General features: G+C 66.5%; 20 protein-coding genes and 1 tRNA gene. 19 read left to right on the top strand and 2 right to left on the bottom strand.

Going from position 1 to position 25,873, the window contains the following annotated elements; genetic code table 11:
- Positions 1 to 21 precede the first annotated feature (21 nt).
- The 15 genes from ftsL to AZ34_RS18530 all read left to right on the top strand — a co-directional run bounded on the left by ftsL (position 22) and on the right by AZ34_RS18530 (position 18,692).
- A complete protein-coding gene (gene ftsL / locus AZ34_RS04450; protein ID WP_081767082.1) occupies positions 22 to 411 on the top strand; it encodes a cell division protein FtsL in 390 nt (129 codons plus the stop codon).
- Positions 411 to 2,192, top strand: a complete 1,782-nt coding sequence (locus AZ34_RS04455; RefSeq protein ID WP_035605235.1) for a peptidoglycan D,D-transpeptidase FtsI family protein — start codon at positions 411 to 413, stop codon at positions 2,190 to 2,192. The genes ftsL and AZ34_RS04455 overlap by 1 nt, the downstream gene beginning before the upstream one ends.
- The gene (locus tag AZ34_RS04460; RefSeq protein WP_035605238.1) at positions 2,189 to 3,769 is read left to right on the top strand and encodes a UDP-N-acetylmuramoyl-L-alanyl-D-glutamate--2,6-diaminopimelate ligase; all 1,581 of its coding nucleotides are present in this window, start codon (positions 2,189 to 2,191) and stop codon (positions 3,767 to 3,769) included. The genes AZ34_RS04455 and AZ34_RS04460 overlap by 4 nt, the downstream gene beginning before the upstream one ends.
- On the top strand, positions 3,766 to 5,256 hold the full coding sequence (locus AZ34_RS04465) for a UDP-N-acetylmuramoyl-tripeptide--D-alanyl-D-alanine ligase (protein ID WP_035605241.1): 1,491 nt from the start codon (positions 3,766 to 3,768) through the stop codon (positions 5,254 to 5,256). Before AZ34_RS04460 ends, AZ34_RS04465 begins: the two co-directional genes overlap by 4 nt.
- 15 nt (positions 5,257 to 5,271) lie before the next feature.
- Positions 5,272 to 6,447, top strand: a complete 1,176-nt coding sequence (gene mraY, locus AZ34_RS04470; protein ID WP_035605244.1) for a phospho-N-acetylmuramoyl-pentapeptide-transferase — start codon at positions 5,272 to 5,274, stop codon at positions 6,445 to 6,447.
- 10 nt (positions 6,448 to 6,457) lie between these two features.
- Positions 6,458 to 8,404 carry a UDP-N-acetylmuramoyl-L-alanine--D-glutamate ligase gene (gene murD / locus AZ34_RS04475; protein ID WP_051509532.1) on the top strand — a complete coding sequence of 649 codons (1,947 nt, stop codon included), beginning with the start codon at positions 6,458 to 6,460 and terminating at the stop codon, positions 8,402 to 8,404.
- Positions 8,405 to 8,619: 215 nt separating this feature from the next.
- Entirely contained in the window at positions 8,620 to 9,930 is a 1,311-nt protein-coding gene (gene ftsW / locus AZ34_RS04480) for a putative lipid II flippase FtsW (protein ID WP_081767301.1), read from the top strand.
- On the top strand, positions 9,927 to 11,078 hold the full coding sequence (gene murG, locus AZ34_RS04485; RefSeq protein WP_269320439.1) for an undecaprenyldiphospho-muramoylpentapeptide beta-N-acetylglucosaminyltransferase: 1,152 nt from the start codon (positions 9,927 to 9,929) through the stop codon (positions 11,076 to 11,078). The genes ftsW and murG overlap by 4 nt, the downstream gene beginning before the upstream one ends.
- Before the next feature lie 67 nt (positions 11,079 to 11,145).
- Positions 11,146 to 12,546 (top strand): UDP-N-acetylmuramate--L-alanine ligase, encoded by a 1,401-nt coding sequence (gene murC / locus AZ34_RS04490; RefSeq protein WP_035605246.1) that lies wholly within the window; start codon positions 11,146 to 11,148, stop codon positions 12,544 to 12,546.
- Entirely contained in the window at positions 12,543 to 13,490 is a 948-nt protein-coding gene (locus tag AZ34_RS04495) for a D-alanine--D-alanine ligase (protein ID WP_035605249.1), read from the top strand. Before murC ends, AZ34_RS04495 begins: the two co-directional genes overlap by 4 nt.
- Positions 13,487 to 14,395 carry a cell division protein FtsQ/DivIB gene (locus tag AZ34_RS04500; protein ID WP_081767083.1) on the top strand — a complete coding sequence of 303 codons (909 nt, stop codon included), beginning with the start codon at positions 13,487 to 13,489 and terminating at the stop codon, positions 14,393 to 14,395. The genes AZ34_RS04495 and AZ34_RS04500 overlap by 4 nt, the downstream gene beginning before the upstream one ends.
- A gap of 26 nt (positions 14,396 to 14,421) precedes the next feature.
- Positions 14,422 to 15,669 carry a cell division protein FtsA gene (gene ftsA / locus AZ34_RS04505; protein ID WP_035605254.1) on the top strand — a complete coding sequence of 416 codons (1,248 nt, stop codon included), beginning with the start codon at positions 14,422 to 14,424 and terminating at the stop codon, positions 15,667 to 15,669.
- Positions 15,670 to 15,866: 197 nt separating this feature from the next.
- Complete coding sequence (ftsZ, locus tag AZ34_RS04510; protein ID WP_035610904.1) at positions 15,867 to 17,291, top strand: cell division protein FtsZ; 1,425 nt, start codon at positions 15,867 to 15,869, stop codon at positions 17,289 to 17,291.
- Between the two features lie 236 nt (positions 17,292 to 17,527).
- The gene (lpxC, locus tag AZ34_RS04515) at positions 17,528 to 18,451 is read left to right on the top strand and encodes a UDP-3-O-acyl-N-acetylglucosamine deacetylase (RefSeq protein WP_035605257.1); all 924 of its coding nucleotides are present in this window, start codon (positions 17,528 to 17,530) and stop codon (positions 18,449 to 18,451) included.
- Positions 18,452 to 18,515: 64 nt separating this feature from the next.
- Entirely contained in the window at positions 18,516 to 18,692 is a 177-nt protein-coding gene (locus AZ34_RS18530) for a hypothetical protein (protein WP_197026499.1), read from the top strand.
- Positions 18,693 to 18,754: 62 nt separating this feature from the next.
- On the opposite strand, the gene coq7 is transcribed toward AZ34_RS18530, so the two are convergent.
- The gene (gene coq7, locus AZ34_RS04520; RefSeq protein WP_035610906.1) at positions 18,755 to 19,420 is read right to left on the bottom strand and encodes a 2-polyprenyl-3-methyl-6-methoxy-1,4-benzoquinone monooxygenase; all 666 of its coding nucleotides are present in this window, start codon (positions 19,418 to 19,420) and stop codon (positions 18,755 to 18,757) included.
- 505 nt (positions 19,421 to 19,925) lie between these two features.
- On the opposite strand from coq7, the gene AZ34_RS04525 reads away from it, so the two are divergent.
- Positions 19,926 to 20,960, top strand: coding sequence for a porin (locus AZ34_RS04525; RefSeq protein ID WP_035605260.1), 1,035 nt, complete (start codon positions 19,926 to 19,928; stop codon positions 20,958 to 20,960).
- Positions 20,961 to 21,139: 179 nt separating this feature from the next.
- Positions 21,140 to 21,215: transfer RNA gene (locus AZ34_RS04530), tRNA-Thr, on the top strand.
- An 86-nt stretch (positions 21,216 to 21,301) separates the two neighbouring features.
- Here AZ34_RS04530 and AZ34_RS17910 read toward each other — a convergent pair.
- Complete coding sequence (locus AZ34_RS17910; RefSeq protein WP_081767084.1) at positions 21,302 to 21,622, bottom strand: hypothetical protein; 321 nt, start codon at positions 21,620 to 21,622, stop codon at positions 21,302 to 21,304.
- A gap of 107 nt (positions 21,623 to 21,729) precedes the next feature.
- Between AZ34_RS17910 and AZ34_RS04535 the strand changes: the two genes are divergently transcribed.
- Positions 21,730 to 22,836 carry a M23 family metallopeptidase gene (locus tag AZ34_RS04535; RefSeq protein WP_035605263.1) on the top strand — a complete coding sequence of 369 codons (1,107 nt, stop codon included), beginning with the start codon at positions 21,730 to 21,732 and terminating at the stop codon, positions 22,834 to 22,836.
- A gap of 180 nt (positions 22,837 to 23,016) precedes the next feature.
- On the top strand, positions 23,017 to 25,761 hold the full coding sequence (secA, locus tag AZ34_RS04540) for a preprotein translocase subunit SecA (protein ID WP_035605266.1): 2,745 nt from the start codon (positions 23,017 to 23,019) through the stop codon (positions 25,759 to 25,761).
- The last annotated feature ends 112 nt before the right edge of the window (positions 25,762 to 25,873 follow it).

Here is a 25,873-nt window from a genome sequence, read left to right on the forward strand (position 1 = left end):
GACAAGCGTGGGGGCTCTGCCATGACCCGCGTCAACTTCATGCTCTTCCTGGCCGTGATGGTCAGCGCCCTGTACCTGGTGCATGTGCAGTATGAGTCGCGCCGGCTTTTTGCCGCGCTGGACCGCGCCATGCTGGATGCTCACCGCATCGATACCGAGCGCGAACAGCTGGAGCTGGAAAAGCGTCGACAAGCCGGGGCGCAACGCGTGGAGCAATTGGCCCGTGACCGTCTGCAGATGCGCACCGCCACGCCGGCCATCACCGACTATGTGACCTTGGGTCGCAACGGCAGCGTGGCCATGGTGGAGGCAGGCGCCGCGCGCGAGGTGCAGGGACGCCTGAGCGGCGTCAACCTGCCGCGTGGCCTGGTCAACCCCGATGGCGGCGACACGGCTAGGGAGGGGCGCTGATGGCCGGCCCGCGCAACATCCGCTACAGCCTCAGCCCCCTGCTGACCAGCCGCACGCCGGTCTGGCGCAGCAAGATGGTGGTCGCCCTGGTCGCGCTGGCCTTTCTGGTGCTGGCCGCGCGCGCGGCCTACATCCAGGTCTTCTCGAACAATTTCTTCCAGCGACAGGGCGAGGTGCGTTACTCGCGCACGCTGGAACTGCCGGCCACGCGCGGGCGCATCCTGGATCGCAATGGCCAATTGCTGGCCACCAGTGTGCTCGCGCCCAGCATCTGGGCCATCCCCGAGGACGTCGAGGATCAGCCCCAGCAATGGCAGAAGCTGGCCCGCTTGCTCGACATGCCCCTGGCCGAGGTCAAGCGCAAGCTTCAGGCCGAGGACAAGACCTTCGTCTGGCTCAAGCGCCAGGTTGACGAGCCCACCGCGCGGCAGGTGGCCGCGCTCGGAATCAAGGGCATCTACCAGACCAAGGAATACAAGCGTCAGTACCCCGAGGGGGAGGCCGCCGCGCATCTGGTCGGTTTCACCAGCATCGAGGGCCATGGGCTGGAAGGCGTGGAGCTCGCATTCAATGCTACGCTGGCGGGCAAACCCGGCTCGCGCCGTGTCATCAAGGACAGGCTGGGACGCGTGGTCGAGGCCGTGGGCACCGAAGTGCCGCCGGTGGAAGGCCGGGACCTGCGCCTGTCCATCGACAGCAAGATCCAGTTCTTCGCTTACGAGCGACTGCGCCAGGCCGTGGAGGAACAACGCGCGCAGTCGGGCAGCGTGGTCGTCTTGGACGCGCAAAGCGGCGAAATGCTGGCCATGGCCAACTACCCCAGCTACACCCCGGACCGTCTGACGCGGCGCGGCAGCGTGGCCTTGCGCAACAGCGCGCTGACCGACACCTTCGAGCCCGGCTCCACCGTCAAGCCCTTCGTCGCGGCGCTGGCGCTGGAACGGGGCATCGTGACGCCCTCTACCCGCGTGGCCATCAGCGCCAGCGGCCAGATGCGTTTCGGTGGCGCCGTCATCAGCGACACCCATGCCTACCCCGTGCTCACGGTCTCGGAGATCGTGCAGAAGTCCAGCAACATCGGCGTGGCCAAGCTGGCGCTGCAGATGCCGGCCAGCGACCTGTGGGAGCTCTACAGCCAGATCGGGTTTGGCCAGCGCCCCCAACTGCCCTTCCCGGGCGTGGTCAGCGGGCGGCTGCGGCCCTGGAAAGGCTGGAAGCCCATCGAGCATGTGACCATGAGCTATGGGTATGGCCTGTCGGTCAGTCTGGTGCAACTGGCCCAGGCCTACTCCGTGTTCGCGCACGACGGCGAGATCATCCCCATCACCCTGCAGCGGGCACAGGGCGCCGAGGCCGACGCGGCGCAGGCTGTGCGCGGCGTGCGCCTGCTGCAAGCGGATCATGCGCGCGCCGTGCGCCAGATGCTGCGCATGGTCACCAGCACTGGCGGCACGGCCACCCGGGCGCAGGCCCAGGGTTATTCGGTCGGCGGCAAGACGGGCACGGCGCGCAAGCTCGACGACAACGGCACCTATTCCATGCAGAAGTACCGCAGCGTCTTCGTGGGGCTGGCGCCTGTGGACCAGCCGCGCATCATCGTGGCCGTGATGATCGACGAGCCTGGCGCTGGCCGCATCTACGGTGGCGACGTGGCCGCGCCGGTGTTCAGCGATACCGTGCAGCAGACCCTGCACCTGATGGGCGTGCAGCCGGACCTGGACGTGAAGCCGCAGATCGTCGCCGAGGGCATGAACCGGACCACGAGAGGGGGCCGGCTGTGACGGTGACACCGCTGCTGTTGCGCACCCCCGAGCAGGCCTCGCGCTGGCTGCGCGAGCGCGTCGCCCCCGCGCGCGGCCAGCTGTCCACCGACAGCCGGCGCATCGGCGCGGGCGATGGTTTCATCGCCTGGCCCGGCGCGGCGCGTGACGGCCGGGCTTTCGTGTCCGCAGCCCTGGCCCAGGGCGCGGCGGCCTGCCTGGTCGACGCGCGCGGGCTGGCGGCGTTTGCCGCGGGCTTCGGACTGGATGACCCGGCGCGCGCGCAACGCATCGCCGCCTATGACGGCCCCGAGGGCCTGAAGGCGGCCAGCGGCCTGATCGCGGCCGACTACCACGGGCAGCCATCGCAAGCGCTCGAGGTGCTGGCCATCACCGGCACCAATGGCAAGACCTCCACCGCCTGGTGGCTTGCCCAGGCCTTGTCGGCGCTGCGCCCCGCCGCGCCCTGCGCCATGATCGGCACCCTGGGGGTGGGACGCGTCACCGCCGCCGCCGAGGAGATCGTCGGCACGGGGCTCACCACACCCGACCCCGTGCTGCTGCAGCAGACCCTGCGTCGTTTCGTGGACCAGGGCGTTTCCGCTTGCGCCATCGAAGCTTCGTCCATCGGCATCGTCGAACGCCGGCTCGATGGCACGCGCATCCATGTCGCGCTCTTCACCAATTTCACTCAGGACCACCTGGACTACCACGGAAGCATGGCAGCCTACTGGCAAGCCAAGGCGGCCCTGTTCGACTGGCCGCTTCTGAGCGCGGCGGTCGTCAACATCGATGATCCCAAGGGCGCGGAATTGGCCTCCGCGCTGGGCGAGCGTCCTGACTTTGATCTCTGGACCTGCTCACTGCGCGCCGACAGCCCGGCCCGCCTGCTTGCCACCGACATCCGCGTGAACGCCGGGGGCTTGGGCTTTCAATTGCGCGAAGGCGCGCAGACGGCGAGTCTGCAAGTCCGTACATTGGGTGACTACAACGTCAGCAATCTGCTGGGCGTGGTCGCCGCCTTGCGCTGCCTGGGTTACGACCTGGCCGACGCGGTGGCGGCCTGTGGCCAGCTGCATCCGGTGCCGGGGCGCATGGAGTTCCAGGGCGGAGACGCCATGCCTTTGGCGGTCGTCGACTATGCGCACACCCCCGACGCCCTGGCGCAGATTCTGCAAGCCTTGCGTCCGCTGGCGGCGCAGCGGGGCGGCCGTCTGTGGTGCGTCTTCGGTTGCGGGGGCGATCGCGATCCGGTCAAGCGACCGCTGATGGGCGCGGCGGCGGCCCGGCATGCCGACCGCGTGGTCCTGACCAGCGACAACCCACGCAGCGAGTCACCGCAGGCCATCATCGAGCAGATCCGCAGTGGCCTGCCCACGACCAGCGGGGCCTGGATCGAGCCGGACCGTGCCCTGGCGATACAGCACGCCGTGAACGAGGCGCAGGCCTCCGATGTGGTGCTGGTCGCGGGCAAGGGCCACGAGGACTACCAGGAGGCGGCGGGTGTGCGCCGGCCGTTCTCCGACCGGCAAGAAGTGGGCGCGGCGCTGCGGGCGTGGCGCGAGCGTCAGTCCACACCGGCAGGAGCGCGGGCATGAACGGCAACACGGAAACCATGTTCGGCCTGCGCGAGGCCTTGCCCTGGATCGACGGTGCCCAGCTGTTGGCCGCGGGGGCGGACGGTTCCGTTGCGGACGAGGTTCGGGTGCGGCGCGTCCACACCGACACACGCACCTTGCGCGAAGGTGATCTCTTCGTGGCGCTGCAGGGCGAGCGTTTCGACGGCAACGCCTTCCTGGCCCAGGCCCGGGGAGCGGGCGCCGTGGCGGCCCTGTGCAGTGATGCCGCAGCCCTGCGCCAGGCCCAATTGCCCGGCCTGGTGGTGAGCGACACTCGGCGCGCGCTGGGGCAACTGGCTGCGGGCTGGCGCCAACACATCGCGCGCGGGCACCGCCTGCCACTGATCGCCGTCACCGGGAGCAATGGCAAGACCACGGTGACGCAGATGACGGCGGCCATCTTGCGTGCGCACAAGCCGCAGACCACGCTGGCCACCGAAGGCAATTTCAACAATGACATCGGCGTGCCGCTGACCCTGCTGCGCCTGCGGCCCCGCCACGAGCTGGCCGTGGTTGAGCTGGGCATGAACCATCCCGGCGAGATCGCGCAGCTGGCCGCCATCACCCGGCCCACGGTGGCGCTGGTCAACAACGCGCAGCGCGAACACCAGGAATTCATGCAAAGCATCGAAGCGGTCGCGCGCGAGAACGGCGCGGTGATCGCGGCCTTGGGCGCCGAGGGCGTCGCGGTTTATCCCTCGGATGACGCCTACACCGGCGTCTGGCGTGAGTTGGCCGGCGCACGGACCCGGCTCACGTTCTCCGTCACTGACGCGGCGGCCGATCTGCATTGCGCCGATCCCTCGCTGGCGGCACCCCTGTGGCGCGCCGATGAGCAAAGTGGCCGCTGGGAAGTCCAGGCGCGCACGCCGGCAGGCCCCTTGCGCTTCACCCTGCGCGTCGCGGGCCTGCACAACGTCAAGAACGCCTTGGCCGCCGCCGCCTGTGCCCTGGCCGCGGGAGTGCCGCTCAACGCCATCGCGCGCGGGCTGGAGACCTTTGAGCCGGTCTCGGGTCGGTCCCGGGCCCTGCACCTGACGGTGCGCGGGCAGGGCTTGACCGTGATCGACGACACCTACAACGCCAACCCGGATTCGGTGCGCGCTGCCATCGACGTGCTGGCTGGCCTGCCCGGCCCGCGCCTGCTCGTGCTGGGCGACATGGGCGAGGTGGGGCAGGAAGGCCCGCGCTTTCACGCCGAGGTTGGCGCCTACGCGCGCGAGCGCGGCATCGAACTGCTGCACACCTTGGGCGAGATGAGCGAGGCCGCGGCCCAGGCCTACACGGGGGGGATGCACCATGGCCAGGACATCGACGCGCTCAACCTCGTCGTGCTGGCCACCTTGCCCCAGGTGCGCAGCGTGCTCGTCAAGGGCTCGCGCTTCATGAAGATGGAACGCGTGGTGCAGGCCATCCAGGCCTACGCCACGTTGGAAAAGGAAAAACAACATGCTTCTTCGTCCTGAACAGGAGGGTCCGACATGCTGCTGAGTCTGGCCCAATGGCTGCAGACGCTGAATCCCGATCTGGGGTTCCTGCGCGTCTTTCAATACCTCACGCTGCGCGCCGTGCTGGCGGCGGTGACGGCGCTGCTGATCGGACTGATCGCCGGGCCCTACGTGATCCGTCGTCTGGCGGCGCTCAAGATCGGCCAGCCGGTGCGCGAGTACGCCATGCAGACGCATCTGGTCAAGAGCGGCACGCCCACCATGGGCGGTGTGCTCATATTGCTCTCCATCGCGGTGTCCACGCTGCTGTGGTTCGACCTGGGCAACCGTTTTGTCTGGGCCGTGCTGTTCGTGACCTTCGGTTTCGGCGCCATAGGCTGGGTGGACGATTGGCGCAAGGTCGTGCGCAAGGACCCGGAAGGCATGCGCTCGCGCGAGAAGTATTTCTGGCAGTCGCTCATCGGCATCGTCGCGGCCTTCTACCTGGTGTTCGCGATCTCGGCCAACGGCAACCAGAGCGTGTGGGAGCTATTGATGACCTGGATCCAGGCGGGTGAAGTAACGCTGCCCCCCAAGGCCGGTCTGTTGCTGCCGTTCTTCAAGCAGGTCAGCTACCCCTTGGGTGTGATTGGCTTTGTCGTGCTGAGCTACCTGGTGATCGTGGGGGCGAGCAACGCAGTCAACCTGACCGATGGGCTGGACGGCTTGGCCATCATGCCCGTGGTGATGGTCGGCTCCGCGCTCGGCGTCTTTGCCTACGTGAGCGGCAGCGTCTTCTATTCCAAATACCTGCTGTTCCCCTACATCCCCGGCTCGGGCGAGCTACTGATCTTCTGCGCCGCCATGGCGGGCGCAGGTCTGGCCTTCCTCTGGTTCAACGCGCACCCGGCCCAGGTCTTCATGGGCGACGTGGGTGCGCTGGCCCTCGGCGGCGCCCTGGGCACCATCGCCGTCATCGTGCGCCAGGAAATCGTGCTGGCCATCATGGGCGGCATCTTCGTGGCCGAGGCGGTGTCGGTGATGCTGCAGGTCACATATTTCAAGTACACGAAGAAAAAATACGGCGAGGGCCGGCGTCTGCTCAAGATGGCGCCCCTGCACCACCATTTCGAGAAAAGCGGCTGGAAGGAAACGCAGGTGGTCGTGCGTTTCTGGATCATCACCATGCTGCTGTGCCTGGCTGGCCTGGCCACCCTGAAATTGCGTTGAACCCGCCGCGATGAATTCAGAATCGTCCCACATCCCGCAAGACCCGCTGTCCACGGCCGCGCAAGCGCCGTTGGCCGGACTGCCCGTGGCGCAGCCGGGGGGGCGCACGCACGCCGTGCCCGGCATGGACACATTGACCGCGGGCCGCGAGGCGGCCGCTTTCGTCGCTGCCTTGTTCGCCGATGCGCCAGCAAGCGACGGTGCGGTGCCCGCATCGGCCGGTGTGACCGAACCAACCGACGCCGTGCCGGGTTCCGGTGATTTGTTGGGCCGCTCCGCCGAGGACGAGCTGGGCGAGGGGGGTGACAGCGGCGACAAGGCGGATGCCGCGCCCGTCTCCGCGCTGCAAGGTCAGCATGTGCTGGTGCTGGGCCTGGGCGCTTCTGGCCTGGCCATGGCGCGCTGGTGCGCGCGTCAGGGCGCACGCGTGAGCGTGGCTGACACACGCGCAGCGCCGCCGCAACTCGACACTTTGCGCACCGAGTTGCCGCAGGCCACCTTCATCGCGGGCGAGTTCAGCGCGGCTCTCGTCGAAGGCGTGGACCACGGTGATGTGCGCGCCGTCTTCAAAAGTCCGGGTTTGTCGCCCGCGCAGGTGGCGCCGGTGTGGCAGGCCGCGCGCGCGCGTGGCCTGTGGACGGGCGGGGAGCTTGACTTGTTCGCGCATGCGCTGCGCGACCTGCGGGACGGGCGGGCAGGCGCGGACAAGACTGAGGACTACCAACCCAAGGTGCTGGCCATCACCGGCACCAATGGCAAGACGACGACCACGGCGCTGACGGCGCTGCTCGTGGAGCACGCTGGCAAGACCGTGGCCGTGGCCGGCAACATCGGCCCCAACCTGTTGGACGTGCTGAGCGCAAAACTCGACGCGCGGGCACAGCGGGGAGAGGCCTTGCCCGAGGTCTGGGTGCTGGAGCTGTCCAGCTTCCAGCTTGACGAGGTGCAGGGTTTCGAACCGACCGCCGCCGTGGTGCTTAACCTCACACAAGACCATCTGGACTGGCACCCCGACATGGCGGCTTACGCTGCGGCCAAGGCGCGTGTGTACGGCCGTCAGGGCCTGGCCGTGTACAACCGTGACGACCCGGCCGTGGTCGCCATGCTTGCGTCACCACTGGGTGAAAAGACCCGCGCGGGCAAGGCGCGCGCGCGCGCCACGGTCAGCTTTGGCGTGGACATGCCACGCCGCCCGGGTGACTACGGCCTGGAACAGGTCAATGGCATGAGCTGGCTGGTGCGCGCGCAGGACGCGGACGAAACCCAGAAGCGCCGCAAGCCCACAGGCGAAGCGCAGGACGAGGAGCTGTTCATCCAGCGCCTGCTGCCCGCCGATGCCTTGCGCATCCGTGGCCGACACAACGCGACCAATGCCCTGGCCGCGCTGGCGCTGGCCCAGGCGGCGGGTTGTCCCCTGGGGCCCTTGCTGTACGGGCTGCGCGAATACCGGGGTGAGCCGCATCGCGTCGCGCCGGTGGCCATCGTGCGCGAGGTCGAGTATGTCGACGACAGCAAGGGCACGAACGTGGGCGCGACCGTGGCCGCGCTCGTGGGCCTGGGTGAGGCGATGAACACCGCGCCGGCCGGGGGCGCGCATGATCTGGTGGGCCAGGCTTCGGGGCCACGCATCGTCCTGATCCTCGGAGGCGTAGGCAAGGGGCAGGATTTCTCCCCGCTCGCCGATCCGGTACGGCGCTACGCGCGTTCGGTCGTCCTGATCGGGCGCGACGCGCCGCAAATCCGCGCCGCCGTGCAAGACAGTGGGGTGCCGATGCTGGACGCCCGGGACATGTCCGACGCCGTGCGGCTGGCGAGCGAGCAGGCCCGCGCGGGGGACACCGTGCTGATGTCGCCCGCCTGCGCCAGCTTCGACATGTTCGACCACTACGAACACCGCGCGCGCGTGTACGTCGAGGCAGTGCGGGTCCTGGCGCAAGACGCTGGAGGTGAATTGTGAACCAGCGCTCCGATCGCAATTCCACCCCCCTGGCGGCCCAGGCAATGTCACATCTGGGCACGATGGCCGCTTCCCTGGGCGGATTGATCAGCACCGGCGCGGGCCACGCGTGGCGCCTGGCCTCGGGGGGCACACGCTATGCCTGGCAAGGTCTGCGCGTCCGTCTGCAGGGCCAGCGTGGCGGGTCCGCGCCGCGTGAAGACGTCGAACCGCCCATGGAACTGCCGGTCAAGGTAGGCTTGTATGGCGCAGGCACGGGTTTTGGCACCAGCACCTTCGGCAACAGCAGCTTCGGTCTCGGTGCCTTGGGCGGCGGTGCGGCAACGGTGGACCTGGGTTCGGCGCGGCGCAGCTACCTCTATGGCCAGGGCGATGGCGGGCTGCCCGCCCGCCTGATGGCCTTCGACCAGGCCCTGTTCGGGGTGTTGGTGGCCTTGCTGGCATGGGGGCTGGTGATGGTGTATTCCGCCACCATCGCCCTGCCGGACAACCCGCGCTTCGCGCAATATGGACAGGGCTACTTTGTGTTGCGTCACGCGCTCGCCCTGGGCGTGGGCATCGTGCTCGCGGTGGTGGCCTTCCGCATCCCCATGGACCGCTGGGAGCAACTGGCGCCCTGGTTGTTGTTGGCGTCACTGGCGCTGCTGGCGCTGGTGCTGGTGCCCGGCGTGGGCCGCGAAGTGAACGGTGCGCGGCGCTGGTTCTCGCTGGGGTTCATGAACTTCCAGCCTTCCGAGGCGGCCAAGCTGGCCGTGCTGCTCTACGCCGCAGGCTACATGGTGCGCAAGATGGAGGTGAAGGAGCATTTCTTCCGTGCCGTTGCGCCCATGGGCCTGGCGGTCGCGCTGATCGGCGTATTGCTGCTGGCCGAGCCCGACATGGGCGCCTTCATGGTGATTGCCGTGATCGCCATGGGCATCCTCTTTCTGGGCGGTGTCAACGCGCGCATGTCCTTCCTGATCGCCAGCATCCTGCTGGTCGCCTTCGTGCTGATGATCGCCGCCAGCGACTGGCGGCGCGAACGCATCTTTGCCTACCTCGATCCCTGGAGTGAACAGCACGCGCTGGGCAAGGGCTACCAGCTCTCGCATGCCCTGATTGCCTTCGGGCGTGGGGAAATCTTCGGCGTGGGCCTGGGTGGCAGCGTGGAAAAACTCCACTGGCTGCCGGAGGCGCACACCGATTTCCTGCTGGCCGTGATTGGCGAGGAATTCGGCCTGATCGGCGTGCTGACCCTGGCCGGACTCTTCTTCTGGCTCACCCGTCGCATCATGCACATCGGCCGCCAGGCGATCGCGCTCGACCGCGTGTTCGCCGGCCTGGTGGCGCAGGGCGTGGGCATCTGGATCGGCTTTCAGGCCTTCATCAACATGGGCGTGAACCTGGGCGCACTGCCGACCAAGGGACTGACCTTGCCGTTCATGAGCTATGGAGGATCGGCGATCCTGATGAATCTTGTGGCGATGGCCTTGGTGCTCCGGGTGGACTTCGAGAATCGCGCCTTGATGCACGGAGGTCGGTCATGACCGTGAGCCACGCCGGGTCGCCCCAAGTGGCGACGGACCAAATCCCTTCGGGGAGCGGTGGGGGGCGCGCCAAATGCGCCCTGATCATGGCCGGCGGCACGGGCGGTCACATTTTCCCCGGGCTGGCAGTCGCCGAAGCCTTGCGCGAACGCGGCTGGCGTGTGCACTGGCTGGGCCACCGCGAGCACATGGAGGGCACGCTGGTGCCGCCCCGTGGTTTTGCCTTCGAGCATGTCGACTTCGGTGGCGTGCGTGGCAAGGGCCTGCGCACCCTGGTCCTGTTGCCGCTCAACCTGTTGCGCGCCTTCTGGCAGAGCATCGTCGTGGTCCGCCGGGTGCGGCCCGACGTGATCGTGGGCCTGGGTGGCTACATCGCCTTTCCCGGCGGCATGATGGGCGTGCTGCTGGGCAAACCCCTGGTGCTGCACGAGCAGAATTCCATCGCGGGCCTGGTGAACAAGGTGCTGTCGGGCGTGGCCGACCGGGTGTATTCGGCCTTTCCCTCCGACCGGCCAGGCGCCCTGCGCAAGGCGCAATGGGTGGGCAACCCCCTGCGCGCGGAGTTCCTGAACCAACCTGCACCCGCCGCGCGTTTCGCCGCTCGCACAGGACCGCTGAACGTGCTGGTGGTTGGTGGCAGCCTGGGCGCGCAAGCGCTCAACGACATCGTGCCCCGGGCCTTGGCTTATATCCCGCGCGGTGAGCGGCCCAAGGTCACGCACCAGAGCGGCACCAAGCAGATCGACACGCTGCGCGCCAACTACGCAACCGCGGGCGTGGAGGCCGAGCTGACGCCTTTCATCGAGGACACGGCCAGCGCCTACGCGCAGGCCGACCTCATCATCGCCCGTGCCGGTGCGAGCACGGTGACCGAGATCGCCGCTGTCGGCGCGGCGGCCATCTTCGTGCCCTTTCCGGCGGCGGTGGACGACCACCAGACCGCGAACGCGCGTTTCCTGGTGGACGTGGGCGGGGGCTGGCTGATCCAGCAACAGGATTTGACGGCTGCGGGCCTGTCCCTGTTGCTGAAGAACGCCTCGCGCGAGGAACTGCTGCGGCGCGCCGAGGCGGCTTACGCGATGCGCAAGACGGATGCAACGCAGCGGGTCGTCATGGCCTGCGAGGAACTGACGGGAGGCGTGGCATGAAGCACGCGATCAAGCAAAAGCTCATTTCGTCGCGCATTCGGCATGCCGACGAAATGAAGGAGTTCGCATGAAGCACGCGATCAAGCACATTCATTTCGTCGGCGTGGGCGGCGCCGGCATGTCGGGCATCGCCGAGGTGTTGCACAACCTGGGCTACACGATCTCGGGCTCGGACTTGTCCGATAGCGCCACGTTGCGGCGCTTGGCGGGCCTGGGAATACGGACCTTCGTGGGGCACGCGGCGCAGCATGTGGCGGACGCGGACGCGGTGGTCACCTCCACCGCGGTGAAGGCCGACAACCCCGAGGTGCTGGCCGCGCGCGAGCGGCATGTGCCCATCGTGCCCCGCGCCGTCATGCTGGCCGAGCTGATGCGCTTGAAGCGCGGCATCGCCATCGCGGGCACCCATGGCAAGACCACGACGACCAGTCTGGTCGCCAGCGTGCTGGCCGAGGCCGGGCTGGACCCGACCTTCGTGATCGGTGGCCGGCTCAACAGCGTGGGCGCGAACGCGCGCCTGGGGCAGGGGGAGTTCATCGTCGTCGAGGCGGACGAAAGCGATGCCTCCTTCCTGAGCCTCTTGCCGGTGCTCTCGGTGGTGACCAACATCGACGCCGACCACATGGAGACCTACGGGCATGACTTCGGCCGGCTCAAGCAGGCCTTCGTCGATTTCCTGCACCGCATGCCTTTCTATGGAACGGCCATCCTGTGCACGGACGACGCGGCCGTGCGCGAGGTGGCGGAGACGGTGAACTGCCCGATCACCAGTTACGGTTTCGACGAAAGCGCCCAGGTACGCGCGATCAATGTGCGCGCCGTGGACGGGCAGATGCATTTCACCGCGCAGCGGCGCAATGGGGTGGTGCTGCCCGACCTGGACGTGGTGCTCAACCTCGCGGGGCGGCACAACGTGCTCAACGCCTTGTCGGCCATCGCCATCGCGGCCGAGCTGGAAATTCCGGACGCGGCGCTGCTCAAGGCCCTGGCCGAGTTCAAGGGGGTGGGACGGCGCTTCCAGCGCTACGGCGACATTCCCGCCAAGGGTGGTGGCACCTTCACCCTGATCGACGACTACGGCCACCACCCGGTGGAGATGGCCGCGACGCTGTCCGCGGCGCGTGGCGCCTTCCCCGGGCAGCGCCTGGTGCTGGCATTCCAGCCGCACCGCTACACGCGCACGCGCGACTGCTTCGAGGATTTCGTCAAAGTCATCGGCGAGAGCGCCGATGCCGTGCTGCTGGCCGAGGTCTACGCGGCGGGCGAGAGTCCCATCGTCGCGGCCGACGGACGCAGCCTGGCCCGTGCCCTGCGCGTGGCGGCCAAGGTGGAGCCGGTGTTCGTGGACGACATCGCCGCCATGCCCCAGACCATTCTGGACTTGGCGCGCGCGGGCGACGTGGTGATGTGCATGGGCGCGGGCTCTATCGGAGGAGTCCCGGCCAAGGTTGTGGAGTTGACGAAATGAATTTGGGGAAAGTTGCCGTGCTGATGGGCGGCGCCTCGGCCGAGCGCGAGGTGTCGCTGATGTCGGGCGCGGGTGTGCTCAAGGCCTTGCAATCGCGCGGCGTGGACGCGCACGCCTTCGACCCGTCGGAGCGCGAGCTGGGAGAGTTGCAGCGCGAAGGTTACGCACGTTGTTTCATCGCCCTGCACGGCCGTTTCGGAGAGGATGGCACGGTGCAGGGCGCGCTCGAACTGCTGGGCATTCCTTACACCGGCAGCGGCGTGTTGGCTTCCAGCGTGGCCATGGACAAGGTGATGACCAAGCGCATCTGGCTGGCCGAGGGTCTGCCCACGCCGCGCTGGAAGAACGTGAGCAGCGCGGCGGAAACCGAAGCCGCATTGAAAGATCTGGGCGCCCCGATGATCGTCAAGCCTGCGCGCGAAGGCTCCACCATCGGACTGACCAAGGTGACGGACGCTGCGCAGTGCACGCGGGCCTACCAGCTGGCCGCCCAGCATGATCCGCTGGTGCTGTGCGAGCAGTTCATCGCGGGTGACGAGGTCACGGTGCCCGTGATCGGCAGCGGCGCCGAGGCACGGGCGCTGCCGGCCATCCGCATTGTCGCGCCCGGCGGCAACTACGACTACGAACATAAATACTTCAGCGACGACACCCAGTACATCATTCCCAGCGGATTGCCCGAGGGCGAGGAAGCGCGCATCCAGCAATTGGTGCTGCGCTCCTTCCATGCCCTGGGCTGCCGAGGCTGGGCGCGGGCCGACGTGATGATCGATGCCAAGACGCGGGCCCCTTATTTGCTGGAGATCAACACTTCACCGGGCATGACGGGCCATTCGCTGGTGCCCATGTCGGCCAAGGCGGCGGGCCTCAGCTACGAGGACCTGTGCCTGGCGCTGCTGCAATCGGCCGCGCTCGACCATGCGCGACAGGGTGCCAGCGCATGAAGAAAACGACAACGGCCAAATCCGCGTCCGCCGCAAGGGCGGCGGGACGGGCCGCGCCCGCAGCTGCCACTTTCGACGTAAGGCTGATGAACGGCCTGGCGCGCGCGCTGCTGCTGGTGTTCGTGCTGCTGGCCTTGGCGTACTTCGGGCGCTGGGTGATGCAGCATCCGGTGTTCTCGATCAGCGGCCTCACGGTGCTGGGGGACGTGCGGCACAGCAACGCGCCGACGCTGCGCGCGCGCGTGATGCCGTACATCGAAGGCACTTTCCTGACCGTCGATTTGCAGGCAGTGCAGCGTGTGTTCGAGGCGCAACCCTGGGTGCGGCGCGCCGTGGTGCAGCGTGAGTTTCCCAACCGTCTGCGCGTGATCCTGGAGGAGCACCAAGCTGCTGCCTACTGGGGCCAGGAGCAGGGCACCGACCAGGGCGCGGGCGCGCAAGCCCTGCTGAACGTGCAGGGCGAGGTCTTCGAGGCCAACCTGGACGAGGTGGAAACCGAGAACCTGCCGCGCCTGGATGGTCCGGTGGCGCGCGCCGCCGAGGTGCTGACCTTGCAGCGTGACATGGAGCCGATTCTGGCTGCGCAGGGCCTGCGCACGGCCAGCCTGGTGCTGACGCCGCGCGGCAATTGGCAACTCGGCGTGCGCCAACGGGCTGCGGCGCCTGCAGGCACATCCCGTGGTGGTGCCCCAGGCGTGGCCTTGATCGAACTGGGCGGTGGCGAAACGCCGGAGGTGCGGGCACGCCTGCAGCGTTTCCTGGACACGGCGGCGCAGGTGGCGGCGCATCACCGGCGTGATCTGACGGCACTGGAAAGCGCGGACCTTCGGTACGCCCAGGGTTATGCACTGCGCCTGCGTGGCGTGAGCACGGTCGCGGCCCTGGACAAGGCGCGGGGCCAATAAAGGACAAGCGAAGGACACGCACCCCCATGGCAAAGGAATACAAGGATTTGGTCGTCGGACTGGACATCGGCACCGCCAAAGTGATGGCGGTGGTGGCCGAGGTCTTGCACGAAGGCCCGCACGCGGGTGAGCTGCGGCTGGTCGGGCTGGGCATCGCGCCTTCGACCGGACTCAAGCGCGGCGTGGTGGTCAACATCGATGCCACGGTGCATAGCATCCAGCAGGCGCTGCGCGAGGCCGAGCTGATGGCTGACTGCAAGATCGCGAGCGTCTACACCGGCATCACGGGCAGCCACATTCGCGGCATCAATTCCAGCGGCATGGTCGCGGTGAAAGACCGTGAAGTCACGCAGGCCGACGTGGCGCGCGTGGTGGAGACGGCCAAGGCCATCAACATCCCGAACGACCAGCGCCTGCTGCTGGTCGAGCCACAGGAATTCATCATCGATGGCCAGGACGTGCGCGAGCCGGTGGGCATGAGCGGCATCCGCCTCGAGGCCAAGGTGCACATCGTCACTGGCGCGGCCAGCGCGGCGGAGAACATCGTCAAATGCGTGCGCCGCTGCGGCTTGGAGGTGGAGCAGCTCATGCTGAACCCGCTGGCCTCTAGTCTCTCGGTGCTGACTGAGGACGAGAAGGAGCTGGGCGTGGCCCTGGTGGACATCGGTGCGGGCGCGACCGACGTGGCCGTGTTCACGGGCGGCGCGATCCGCCACACCTCGGTCATCCCGATCGCGGGCGACCTCATCACCAGCGACATCGCCATGGCGCTGCGCACACCGACCAAGGACGCCGAGGACATCAAGGTCGAGAACGGCTGCGCCAAGCAGCTGCTGGCCGATCCGGACGGCCAGCTCGAAGTGCCGGGCCTGGGCGACCGTGGCCCGCGCATGCTGGGCAAGCAGGCGCTGGCGGGCGTGATCGAGCCGCGGGTGGAGGAAATCTTCACCCTGGTGCAGCAGGTGCTGCGCGAATCGGGCTGCGAGGAGGTGTTGTCCTCGGGCATCGTGCTCACGGGCGGCAGCGCGCTGATGCCGGGCATCGTGGAGCTGGGGGAAGACATCTTCCTCAAGCCCGTGCGACGCGGCGTGCCGAAGTTCGGGGGGCGCGGCGCCGAGCTGGTCGGCCAGCCCCGGGCCGCCACCGTGATGGGCATGCTGGAAGAGGCGCGTCTGGCCCGTTTGCGGGGGTACCGCGCTGGCACGGGAAATCCCTTGCACACGGTCAAGAGCAAGGTCACGCGTCTGCGTGACTGGTTCATCAGCAACTTCTGAGGCGAGGCCAGGACATGACGACGCTTTACCTGTGCCGACTGGCCCGAGGCAGCCCGGGCCGAAGTCCACCGCGGCGCTGGCGAAGACCGCGCGCGAGCGGATGAGGACTGGCGCATGAGAACAACAAGCCGAGAGGCAAAGACAGAAATTCAATCAAGGCAACTGACACGGATGGCAAGGAGCAAGTTATGAGCAGCATGAACATCGAAATCATCGACGAATCTGAATTCGACCGCGGCACCCAGATCAAGGTCATCGGCGTGGGAGGCGGTGGCGGCAACGCAGTCGAGCACATGATCGAGCGCGACGTGCAGGGCGTGGAGTTCATCTGCGCCAACACCGACGCCCAGGCCCTGGGCCGCAGCAGCGCCGCGCGCAAGATCCAGCTGGGCCGCAGCGGCCTGGGCGCGGGCAGCAAACCCGAGAAGGGCCGCGAGGCGGCCGAGGCGGCGGAAGACCAGATCCGCGAAGCCATCACCGGCGCGCACATGCTCTTCATCACCGCCGGCATGGGCGGTGGCACGGGCACGGGCGCTGCGCCGGTGATCGCGCGCATCGCGCGTGAAATGGGCATCCTGACCGTGGCCGTCGTCACCAAGCCCTTCGAGTGGGAGGGAGGCCGCCGCATGATCAACGCCGACGCGGGCCTGGCCGAACTGGAGGCCAATGTCGACTCCCTGATCGTGGTGCTCAACGAGAAACTGTTGGAAGTGCTGGGGGATGAAATCACCCAGGCCCAGGCTTTCTCCTACGCCAACGACGTGCTCAAGAACGCCGTGGGTGGCATCGCCGAGATCATCACCACGCCTGGCGAGCTGAACGTGGACTTCAACGACGTGCGCTCCGTCATGGGCGAGCCCGGCAAGGCCATGATGGGCACGGCCCGCGCCAGTGGCCCGGACCGCGCGCGCATCGCCGCCGAGCAGGCCGTGGCCAGCCCGCTGCTGGAAGGCATCGACCTGTCGGGCGCGCGCGGCGTGCTGGTGCTCATCACGGCCTGCAAGGAGAACTTCAAGCTGGCCGAAACCAAGCTGGCGATGAACACCATCCGCGCCTATGCCGCCCCCGAGGCCATGGTGATCTTCGGCACTGCGTACGACGACACCCTGGGTGAAGACCTGCGCGTGACCGTGGTGGCCACCGGCCTGTCCATCCGCCAGGGCGGGCGCCGCACCGCGCCGCCGCTGCAGGTCTTGCGCACCGGCACGCACGATGCCGTGGGGGCACCCCTGCAGGTGCCAACGCTGAATAACCCGATCAATGCCGCGCCCGTGACCGCGCCGCCCACGCTGACCCAGCCCCTGGGGCAGCCGATGCCCCAACCATCGGCCCAGCCATTTACGCCGTCCCAGCCCTTCAGCGCTCCGTTGGGTGCGTCCTCGTCCAGCGCCGCGCGTGCCGCCGCCCAGGCCCGCGTCGCCGAGCGCACCGCCGCCGCGCAGGGCAATCTGCCCGGCATGACTCCGCCCGCGCCGCCGCAGGCCGACTACAACCAGATGGCTTCACCCGCCGTCTGGCGCACCCGCGACCGCACCCAGGCCGCGGCCAAGGTGGACGCCTTGTCTGCGGGGGGCATGGAGGATCTGGAGATCCCAGCCTTCCTGCGCAAGCAAGCGGATTGACGGATGTAAAGCTACTGAGCGGGCCGATCTGCGGCTTGTGATGCTCGCCGTACAGGAAGTACGGCTGCGCTTCTCAACCGCACCTCGACCCGCTCGCCACGCTTTCCATTCCGTCCATCGTGAGAGGTGTTCAGAGACGCGATGGTTTGTCATCACAAGCAAACTATTGCCGCCATAGTCAAGGTTTCTGCCGTTGAACAGGCTCTGTGAGGGCTTGCTAACTTAAAATAGTCGCCATGTTGCAACAACGCACTCTCAAATCTCTGACTCGCGCGGTAGGCGTGGGCCTGCATGGCGGTCAGCGCGTGGAAATCACGCTGCGTCCCGCGCAGCCGGACACGGGCATCGTCTTTCGCCGCGTGGACCTGCCCGAGCCGGTGGACATCCCGGTCAACACGCTGGCGGTCAGCGACACCCGCATGGCCTCGACCCTGAGCCACGGTGGCGCGCGGGTGAACACGGTCGAGCACCTGATGTCGGCCTGCGCGGGCCTGGGCATCGACAACCTCTACGTCGACATCACGGCCGAGGAAGTGCCCATCCTGGATGGCTCATCGGCCAGCTTTGTCTTTCTGCTGCAGAGCGCCGGCATCGAGCTGCAGAACGCGCCCAAACGCTTCGTGCGCATCAAGAAGCCGGTGGAAGTGCGCGAAGGCGAGGGGCAGAACGTGAAGTGGGCGCGCCTCGACCCCTACCATGGCTACAAGCTGAGCTTCGAGATTGACTTCCATCACCCTGCGGTCGATTCCACCGGCCAGCGCGTGGAGTTCGACCTGAGCGTGCACAACTACTCACGTGACATCGCCCGCGCGCGCACCTTCGGGTTCACCAAGGACGTGGAGATGATGCGCGCCAATGGTCTGGCCCTCGGTGGTGGCATGGACAACGCCATCGTGATGGACGACTACAAAGTGCTCAACGCTGGCGGTCTGCGTTACGACGACGAGTTCGTGAAGCACAAGATCCTCGACGCCATGGGTGACCTCTACATCCTGGGCAAGCCGCTGCTGGCCAGTTACACCGCCTTCCGTTCCGGCCACGCCATGAACAACAAGCTGTTGCGTGAACTGCTGGCGCACGAGGACGCCTGGGAACTGGTGACGTTCCAGAACGAAAAGCTCGCGCCCAAAGGTTACGCTCAGCTGGCGCGTGCTTGGTAGCCGCTACATCGATCCGCGCTCGCCGAAGCGCTGACACGCCCACGTCTCACGGAGTTACATCGACATGCTGCTTTTCCGTTGGGCCATGCTCTTGCTGCTGCTGGGTGCGGCCGTTTGCTTTGCTTTCTACGCCGGCACGGGCCAGTCCCGCTATCGTCGCTGGGGGTTGCTCACGCTGAAGTGGACCATCATCGCGGCGTTGCTGTTCTTCGCGGTGCTCATCGTCACGCGCATCGCCTGAGTCTGTATCGGTGGTCTACCTGGTCCGCGCCGCGCAGCCGGTTCGTTGGTCTGAGTTGTCGATCAGACGTAGTGCGCGGTTGTCGTCATCACCTTGGCGGCGGCGCGCATCAGGCCCTTGACGGGGCCGGGCAGCTCCTCGCCGCCCGCGTCCAGCGCCTCAGAGGCGTGGCCGGCTTCGTCCTTGCTCATTTGCGCCACGATGGCGCGTGAGGCCGTGTCACCTGCGGGCAGGCGTTCCAGGTGGCTGTCCAGATGCGCTTCCACTTGGTGCTCCGTCTCCACCACGAACCCCAGGCTGATGGCATTACCCATGCGCCCGGCCAGCAGTCCGATGCCGAAGGCCCCGGCGTACCACAGCGGGTTGAGCAGGGAGGTGCGTGAGCCCAGTTCATCCAGGCGCTGCTTCGTCCAGGCCAAGTGGTCGGTTTCCTCGTTGCAGGCGCGCATGAAGTGTCGGCGCAATGCGGGGTCTGGCGTGGTCAGCGCCTGGGCCGTGTACAAGGCCTGGGCGCAGACTTCCCCCACATGGTTGACGCGCATCAGCGCGGCGGAGAGGCGCTTTTCTTCCGTGCTGAGCTCCCGGGGCCGGGCCGCATCGCTCGCGGACTGCATGGTGCGCGGCATAGGCCGGGCCGAGCGCGGCGGCGCGAACAAGGTGCGCAAGGCCGTGTCGGCGGCGGTGAGCAGGTCGTCGGGAAAAGACGAGGGCAACTGATTGGAGGGCATGACGGGATTGTGCATCGGCCTGTGGATGTGGGTCGCATCAAGGCATGACGCAGATCAAATGACAAGCGCGGTACGTGGTTCGATGACCTGTAACAAAAAGACGAGCCTGCGCCGTTTGCGTCTGCTGTCTGCGCAGGGTGCAGATGCCTTTGTGAGGCTGTCACTCGCTGACCAGCGGGTTATTAAAAGACGCACTGACATGCTGTGCTTTGCTCAAAGGTAGAAGTGGGCGATGTGCTGGGTGACATGGACCTCGTTGATGCAAATTTGGTCTGACGGCGATTGTTGCCTCAGCACCACAACCCATGTCGCAAAGCGGCCACTTCAGGGTTTTCACGTTGTCTAGCCCTGAGGGCTTCTGGTGCAATAGCGCCCAACTTCCTTGCTAGAGGAGGTGAACCAGGGGTCCACCCCAGCATCGCAGGCTTCACAGCCTGCGGCTGTTTAGGCCTCTTGAAGAACCCAGTCTTGGGACCTCTTGTTTAACCTTTGGAGAACTTTCCACATGAAAAAGACCCTGATTGCCGCAGCTGCCCTGTTCGCTGCTGCTGGTGCAATGGCTGAAGTGACGGTGTTCGGTACGCTTGACACAACCCTGCGCATCACCGACAACGGCACGGCGCAAAAGACCACCGTGGGCCGTGACGGTTCCGGCACCACGGGTCTGTACCTCCGTGTTAGCGAAGACCTGGGTGATGGCCTGAAGGCGATTGGTCTGTACGAGCACGATTTCAACTTCACCGGCGGTACGGTTGCTGACCAAGGTGCCTCGTCCAACGATGGCACGGGTGAGCGTTATGCTGGCCTGCAAGGTGCCTTCGGTACCATCAAGCTGGGCGCTCCCAACCAGCCGTCCTTGACGATCCAAAGCGGTCTGCGTGGCGCACCGTTCGGCACCAAGGACGGTGGTCGTAACTCTGCCGGCGGTGTCTACGCTTCTGGCCCCGGCACGGGCACGGGCACTCCGGCCCTGGTCATGTTCGGCAAGAGCCTGACTCGCCAGAACGGTTCCATCGTGTACGAAACACCCAACTTCAGCGGCTTCAGCGCGGCGGCGATGATTGTGCCTGGCTCGCAAGACAATGCGGGTGAAGACACTGCCGCACAAACCGACCTTGCCGTCTTCTACAAGGCCGGCCCGATCAACTCTGGCTTGGCCATCTACAGCCTGGGCGAGAACAAGTCCACGGGCGCTGTTGAAGAGCAACTGCTGCACCTGGGCTTCCAGTACAACTTCGGCTTTGCCACGTTCGGTGTGGGGTACCACAACTACACGGCCGACGGTGACGACGTCAACTCCGGCCTGAACCTGCAAGCCATTGTGCCGCTGTCGGAGCAACTGACCCTGGGCGTGAACTACCAAACGCTGACGGACGAAGTCGATGCCACCGGTGACGTGAACCAAGTCGCCGTGGGTGTGAACTATGCCCTGAGCAAGCTGACCTCGGTCTACGCTCGTTATGTGTCCACCACGGGTGACGACTACAACGGCGGCGACACCGTCAGCACCATGCTGGCCGGCCTGCGCGTCAACTTCTGATCTCCTGCTGACGTAAGTCAGCTTGTGATCTGAAAGTTCAACCCCCGTTCGCGGCAACGCGGCGGGGGTTTCTGCTTTTGGCGCCCGGAACAATCAGACATTTAAAAGAAGTGCCTGCGGAAAAATGACTCAGAGCACCAAGAATCCCAGACCCTGGCCCCGTTAGAATGCACGGCCGTGCCGCCTTAGCTCAGTTGGTAGAGCAACCGCCTTGTAAGCGGTAGGTCGTCAGTTCGAATCCGACAGGCGGCACCATTTCAGATGCTCGGATGGGCCTCAAAAGCGGCAAACCCCTGGAATCAGGTTTCCAGGGGTTTTTTGCTTTTTCGGGGGTGTTTCGGTCAACCGCCACCAGACTGCACCTTGATCCGGATGCCATCCACCGGCATGCCCTGGCTGCGCAGCCTCGCCTCGAAAGCCGGTAACAGTTGTCGAATTTTCGCGGCGGCTGCGTTATTTTTAACAATCAGACACCAATTGCGCCCCTCGATGGGGCCTGCCTGTACCGCTGCTTGTAACACGGCTGGTAATATCGGTTGAATGGTCAGCAGCCGGGCCTGGGATTCCCGGCTGAGCTCGCTCAGACGGGCCAACACCGGGGATGCTTGGGCGGCTTCCTGCAGGCTCAGGGGCGGGTGCTGACGCGAGGGATGGGGGTTCATGCGGGGCGGCGTGTTGCCGATATAGCTAGGGTGTGATGCTGCGGTGTCGCCGCAGGACTCGCGAGACCTCAGGCGACGAGCGCGGCCCGCAACGGAAAGGTAAGACGATGCATGTGATTATCACGGACCCCTCCTGGGTGTCCAAGCGGCGCTCGATTCATCTGAGCGGCACGCAGCTCTTGCTCGCGGGTGTGACGGCCATGCTCGTGCTGCTCATGGCCGCTGCGGGCCTGTACCACTGGGTGTTCCTCAAGGGCGCGCGTGAGAACTGGCCGGTGATCGGTTCCCTGGTCAAGTGGATGGTGCAAGATGAAATGGCCCTGCGTGACCGCTTCATGCGCGACAACCTGGACGCCATGGCCCGCCGAATTGGCGAGATGCAGGCCAAGCTGCTGCAGCTGGAATCCCTGAGCGAGCGCGTGGCCGGCATGGCGGGCATTGATCCGGCTCAGGCGCGCGCCAAGCCCGGCCAGGGCGGCGCCTTGGTCGAAGGGCTGGACAGTCGCCCGCTCTCGATGCAGGAGCTGCAGAAGATCATGGCGGACCTGGAGCGTTCCACGCGCCGGCGCACGGACATGATGGCGGTGGCCGAGTCCCGCCTGTTCGAGCAGAAGGTGCGCACCATGATGATTCCGACCTCGCATCCGGTCGAGTTCGGTTTCGGTTCCGGTTTTGGCTGGCGTATCGACCCGTTCACGGGCCGTGCGGCCCTGCACACCGGCATCGATTACCAGACCCCGATGGGCACGCCGGTACTGGCGGCCGCCGGTGGGGTGGTGGTGACTTCGGAAATGCGGCCCGATTACGGCAACCTGGTCGAGATCGACCATGGCAAGGACGTGATCACACGTTATGCGCACAACGCCAAGTTGTTGGTCAGCAAGGGTGATCTGGTCAAGCGCGGGCAAAAGGTGGCGCTCTCGGGCAATACCGGACGCTCGACCGGCCCCCACATGCACTTCGAGGTGTTGGTGCGGGGGGTGCCTCAAGATCCGAACAAGTTCATGAATGCCAGCCGCAACCGCCTGGATCAGCAATTGCGTTTCGCCGCCAGCATTCAACCGAACGGTCTGCCACCCCGCCCAGTGCGAGTGGTGGAGACTGGCACGGACGCTGCCCCGGTCGAATCCGCTTCCCTGGACGCGGCCGCTCGCGTGGCCGCGCAGCCCGGCACCGCGCCTGCGGCAGTTTCCGCGCCCCAGGCACCCCGCTAAGACGACACACCCGGCCCCCCCGAGGTGATTGACCTGCCGGGTAGAATGCGTCGTTCAGCTGCGCCCGCCGGCCTCGCTCGCGAGGGGCGGGCTTTCACACTCAAGGTATCGGTCATCGGATAAGTGTTCCGGCACCTCCGCCCAAACAGGCGCGGGGCCCGACCGGGACGCGTCGTGTTCATGGGCATCAACATCCTCACCAAAATCTTCGGCAGCCGCAACGAGCGCCTGCTCAAGCAATACCGCGCGGTGGTCACGCGCATCAACGCTCTGGAGCCGGGCCTCGCTCAACTCGACGATGCGGCCCTGCAGGCCAAGACGCAGGAATTCCGTCAGCGTGTCGCCCAGGGCGAGAGCCTGGACAAACTGCTGCCCGAGGCCTTTGCCGTGGTGCGCGAGGCCTCGCGCCGTGTGATGAAGATGCGCCACTTCGACGTGCAGTTGATCGGCGGCATGGCCCTGCACCAGGGCAAGGTGGCGGAAATGCGCACCGGCGAGGGCAAGACGCTGACGGCCACGCTGGCGGTCTACCTGAACGCTCTGAGCGGCCAAGGCGTGCACGTCGTGACGGTGAACGACTACCTGGCCAGCCGAGACGCGCGCTGGATGGAGAAGCTCTATAACTTCCTGGGGCTGACGGTGGGCATCAACCTGCCGCAGATGCCGCGCGAGCAGAAGCAGGCCGCCTACGCCGCCGACATCACCTACGGCACGAACAACGAGTACGGCTTCGACTACCTGCGCGACAACATGGTGTACGAGGCCAAGGACCGCGTGCAACGCGGCCTGCATTACGCCATCGTCGACGAGGTGGACTCCATCCTGATCGACGAAGCGCGCACGCCGCTGATCATCAGTGGCCAGGCCGAAGACCACACCGCGCTGTACCTGGCCATCAATCAGCTCGCGCCCCATTTGACCCGCCAGGAGGGCGAAGCCGACCCTCGCACGGGCCTGGGCGTCATCAAGCCCGGTGACTTCACGGTCGATGAAAAGAGCCACCAGGTCTTCCTGACCGAATCCGGCCACGAGAAGGCCGAGGCCCTGCTGGCCCAGGCCGGCCTGCTGCCCGAAGGCGCCAGCCTGTACGACCCGGCGCACATCTCGCTGATGCATCACCTGAACGCGGGCTTGCGCGCGCGTCACCTCTACCACCGTGATCAGCATTACGTGGTGCAGGACGGGCAGGTCGTCATCGTCGACGAATTCACCGGCCGTCTCATGACGGGCCGCCGCTGGAGCGATGGCCTGCACCAGGCCGTCGAGGCCAAGGAAGGTGTGAAGATCCAGGCCGAGAACCAGACCCTGGCCAGCATCACCTTCCAGAACTACTTCCGCCTCTACGGCAAGCTCGGCGGTATGACCGGCACTGCCGACACCGAGGCCTACGAATTTCAGGAGATCTACGGGCTGGAGACGGTGGTGATCCCGCCGCACCGCCCGAGCCGACGTCAGGACCAACTCGACCGCGTCTATAAGAGCACCCAGGAAAAATACCAGGCCGCGATCACCGACATCCGCGAATGCTACGAACGCGGCCAGCCGGTGCTGGTGGGCACGACCTCGATCGAGAATTCCGAGATCATCGACAGGCTGCTGGAGAAGGAAAAGCTCCCGCACCAGGTGCTCAACGCCAAGCAGCACGCGCGTGAGGCGGACATCATCGCGCAGGCGGGACGCCTCAAGGCCATCACCATTGCCACCAACATGGCCGGTCGCGGCACGGACATTGTGCTGGGTGGCAACGTCGAGAAATTGGTGGAAGCCGTGGAGGCCGACGCCTCGCTCGACGCAGCGGCCAAGCAAAAGAAGATCGAGGCCCTGCGCGCGCAGTGGAGCGAGGAGCACGATAAGGTGGTGGCGCTGGGCGGCCTGCGCATCATCGCCACCGAGCGGCACGAGAGCCGACGCATCGACAACCAGTTGCGCGGCCGTTCGGGCCGCCAGGGTGACCCGGGTTCCTCGCGCTTCTACCTGAGCCTGGACGACGCGTTGATGCGCATCTTCGCGGGTGAGCGCGTGCGCGCCATCATGGAGCGCCTCAAGATGCCCGAGGGCGAGGCCATCGAGGCGGGCATCGTCACGCGCAGCATTGAAAGCGCGCAGCGCAAGGTCGAGGCCCGCAACTTCGACATCCGCAAGCAGCTGCTCGAATACGACGACGTGGCGAACGACCAGCGCAAGGTCATCTACCAGCAGCGCAACGCCATCATCGACGCGCCCGAGCTGTCCGGCCAGATCGCTGGCTTGCGTGAAGGTTGCTTCACCGATCTTGTGCGCCAGTATGTGCCCGAAGGCTCGGTGGAGGAACAGTGGGATCTGCCCGGCCTGGAGCAGGCCTTGCACGACGAATGGCAGTTGAACCTGCCCCTGCGCCAGACCGTGGAACAGGCCGACGCCATCAGCGACGAGGACATCCTGGAACAGGTGCTGGCCGCCGCGCATTCAGCGTACAAGGCCAAGGTGGACTTGGTCGGGACCGAGCAGTTCACGCAGTTCGAGCGCATGGTGCTGCTGCAGAGCATCGACACGCATTGGCGCGAGCACCTGAGCGCGCTGGACTACCTGCGCCAGGGCATCCATCTGCGCGGCTACGCGCAGAAGCAGCCCAAGCAGGAGTACAAGCGTGAGGCTTTTGAACTCTTCGCCCTCCTGCTCGACGCGATCAAGAACGACGTGACCCGCCTGCTGATGACGGTGCGCGTCCAGTCCAGCGAACAGGTCGGCCAGGCCGCCGAGGCGCTGGAGCAGCAGGGCGAGCATCTCAGCAATGTGCGTTACACCGCGCCCACCGAAACCGGCGAGGTCGAGACCCGGCTGGATGCCGCCACGGCAGTGGCCGCCGTTCCCAAGGTCGGCCGCAACGATCCCTGTCCCTGTGGCAGCGGCAAGAAGTACAAGCACTGCCACGGGAAACTGAACTGACCCCCGACTCTCGCCCACTGCGTGTGGCTCGCATCCCCCCTTCCAGGGGGCGCACTCAGCGGCCTGGCAAAGCCAGTTCCGCGAGTGCCCGCGTACAGGGTACCTCTTTGCT

Origin of the sequence: Hylemonella gracilis str. Niagara R, from assembly GCF_000600295.1 — a bacterium.
GTDB lineage: Bacteria > Pseudomonadota > Gammaproteobacteria > Burkholderiales > Burkholderiaceae_C > Hylemonella > Hylemonella gracilis_A.

Bases quoted from the DNA above. Each gene is read 5' to 3' on its own strand.
- ftsL (WP_081767082.1), top strand. From the start codon at position 22: ATGACCCGCGTCAACTTCATGCTCTTCCTGGCCGTGATGGTCAGCGCC.
- AZ34_RS04455 (WP_035605235.1), top strand. From the start codon at position 411: ATGGCCGGCCCGCGCAACATCCGCTACAGCCTCAGCCCCCTGCTGACC.
- AZ34_RS04465 (WP_035605241.1), top strand. From the start codon at position 3,766: ATGAACGGCAACACGGAAACCATGTTCGGCCTGCGCGAGGCCTTGCCC.
- mraY (WP_035605244.1), top strand. From the start codon at position 5,272: ATGCTGCTGAGTCTGGCCCAATGGCTGCAGACGCTGAATCCCGATCTG.
- murD (WP_051509532.1), top strand. From the start codon at position 6,458: ATGAATTCAGAATCGTCCCACATCCCGCAAGACCCGCTGTCCACGGCC.
- ftsW (WP_081767301.1), top strand. From the start codon at position 8,620: ATGGAACTGCCGGTCAAGGTAGGCTTGTATGGCGCAGGCACGGGTTTT.
- murG (WP_269320439.1), top strand. From the start codon at position 9,927: ATGACCGTGAGCCACGCCGGGTCGCCCCAAGTGGCGACGGACCAAATC.
- murC (WP_035605246.1), top strand. From the start codon at position 11,146: ATGAAGCACGCGATCAAGCACATTCATTTCGTCGGCGTGGGCGGCGCC.
- AZ34_RS04495 (WP_035605249.1), top strand. From the start codon at position 12,543: ATGAATTTGGGGAAAGTTGCCGTGCTGATGGGCGGCGCCTCGGCCGAG.
- AZ34_RS04500 (WP_081767083.1), top strand. From the start codon at position 13,487: ATGAAGAAAACGACAACGGCCAAATCCGCGTCCGCCGCAAGGGCGGCG.
- ftsA (WP_035605254.1), top strand. From the start codon at position 14,422: ATGGCAAAGGAATACAAGGATTTGGTCGTCGGACTGGACATCGGCACC.
- ftsZ (WP_035610904.1), top strand. From the start codon at position 15,867: ATGAACATCGAAATCATCGACGAATCTGAATTCGACCGCGGCACCCAG.
- lpxC (WP_035605257.1), top strand. From the start codon at position 17,528: ATGTTGCAACAACGCACTCTCAAATCTCTGACTCGCGCGGTAGGCGTG.
- AZ34_RS18530 (WP_197026499.1), top strand. From the start codon at position 18,516: ATGCTGCTTTTCCGTTGGGCCATGCTCTTGCTGCTGCTGGGTGCGGCC.
- coq7 (WP_035610906.1), bottom strand. From the start codon at position 19,420: ATGCCCTCCAATCAGTTGCCCTCGTCTTTTCCCGACGACCTGCTCACC.
- AZ34_RS04525 (WP_035605260.1), top strand. From the start codon at position 19,926: ATGAAAAAGACCCTGATTGCCGCAGCTGCCCTGTTCGCTGCTGCTGGT.
- AZ34_RS17910 (WP_081767084.1), bottom strand. From the start codon at position 21,622: ATGAACCCCCATCCCTCGCGTCAGCACCCGCCCCTGAGCCTGCAGGAA.
- AZ34_RS04535 (WP_035605263.1), top strand. From the start codon at position 21,730: ATGCATGTGATTATCACGGACCCCTCCTGGGTGTCCAAGCGGCGCTCG.
- secA (WP_035605266.1), top strand. From the start codon at position 23,017: ATGGGCATCAACATCCTCACCAAAATCTTCGGCAGCCGCAACGAGCGC.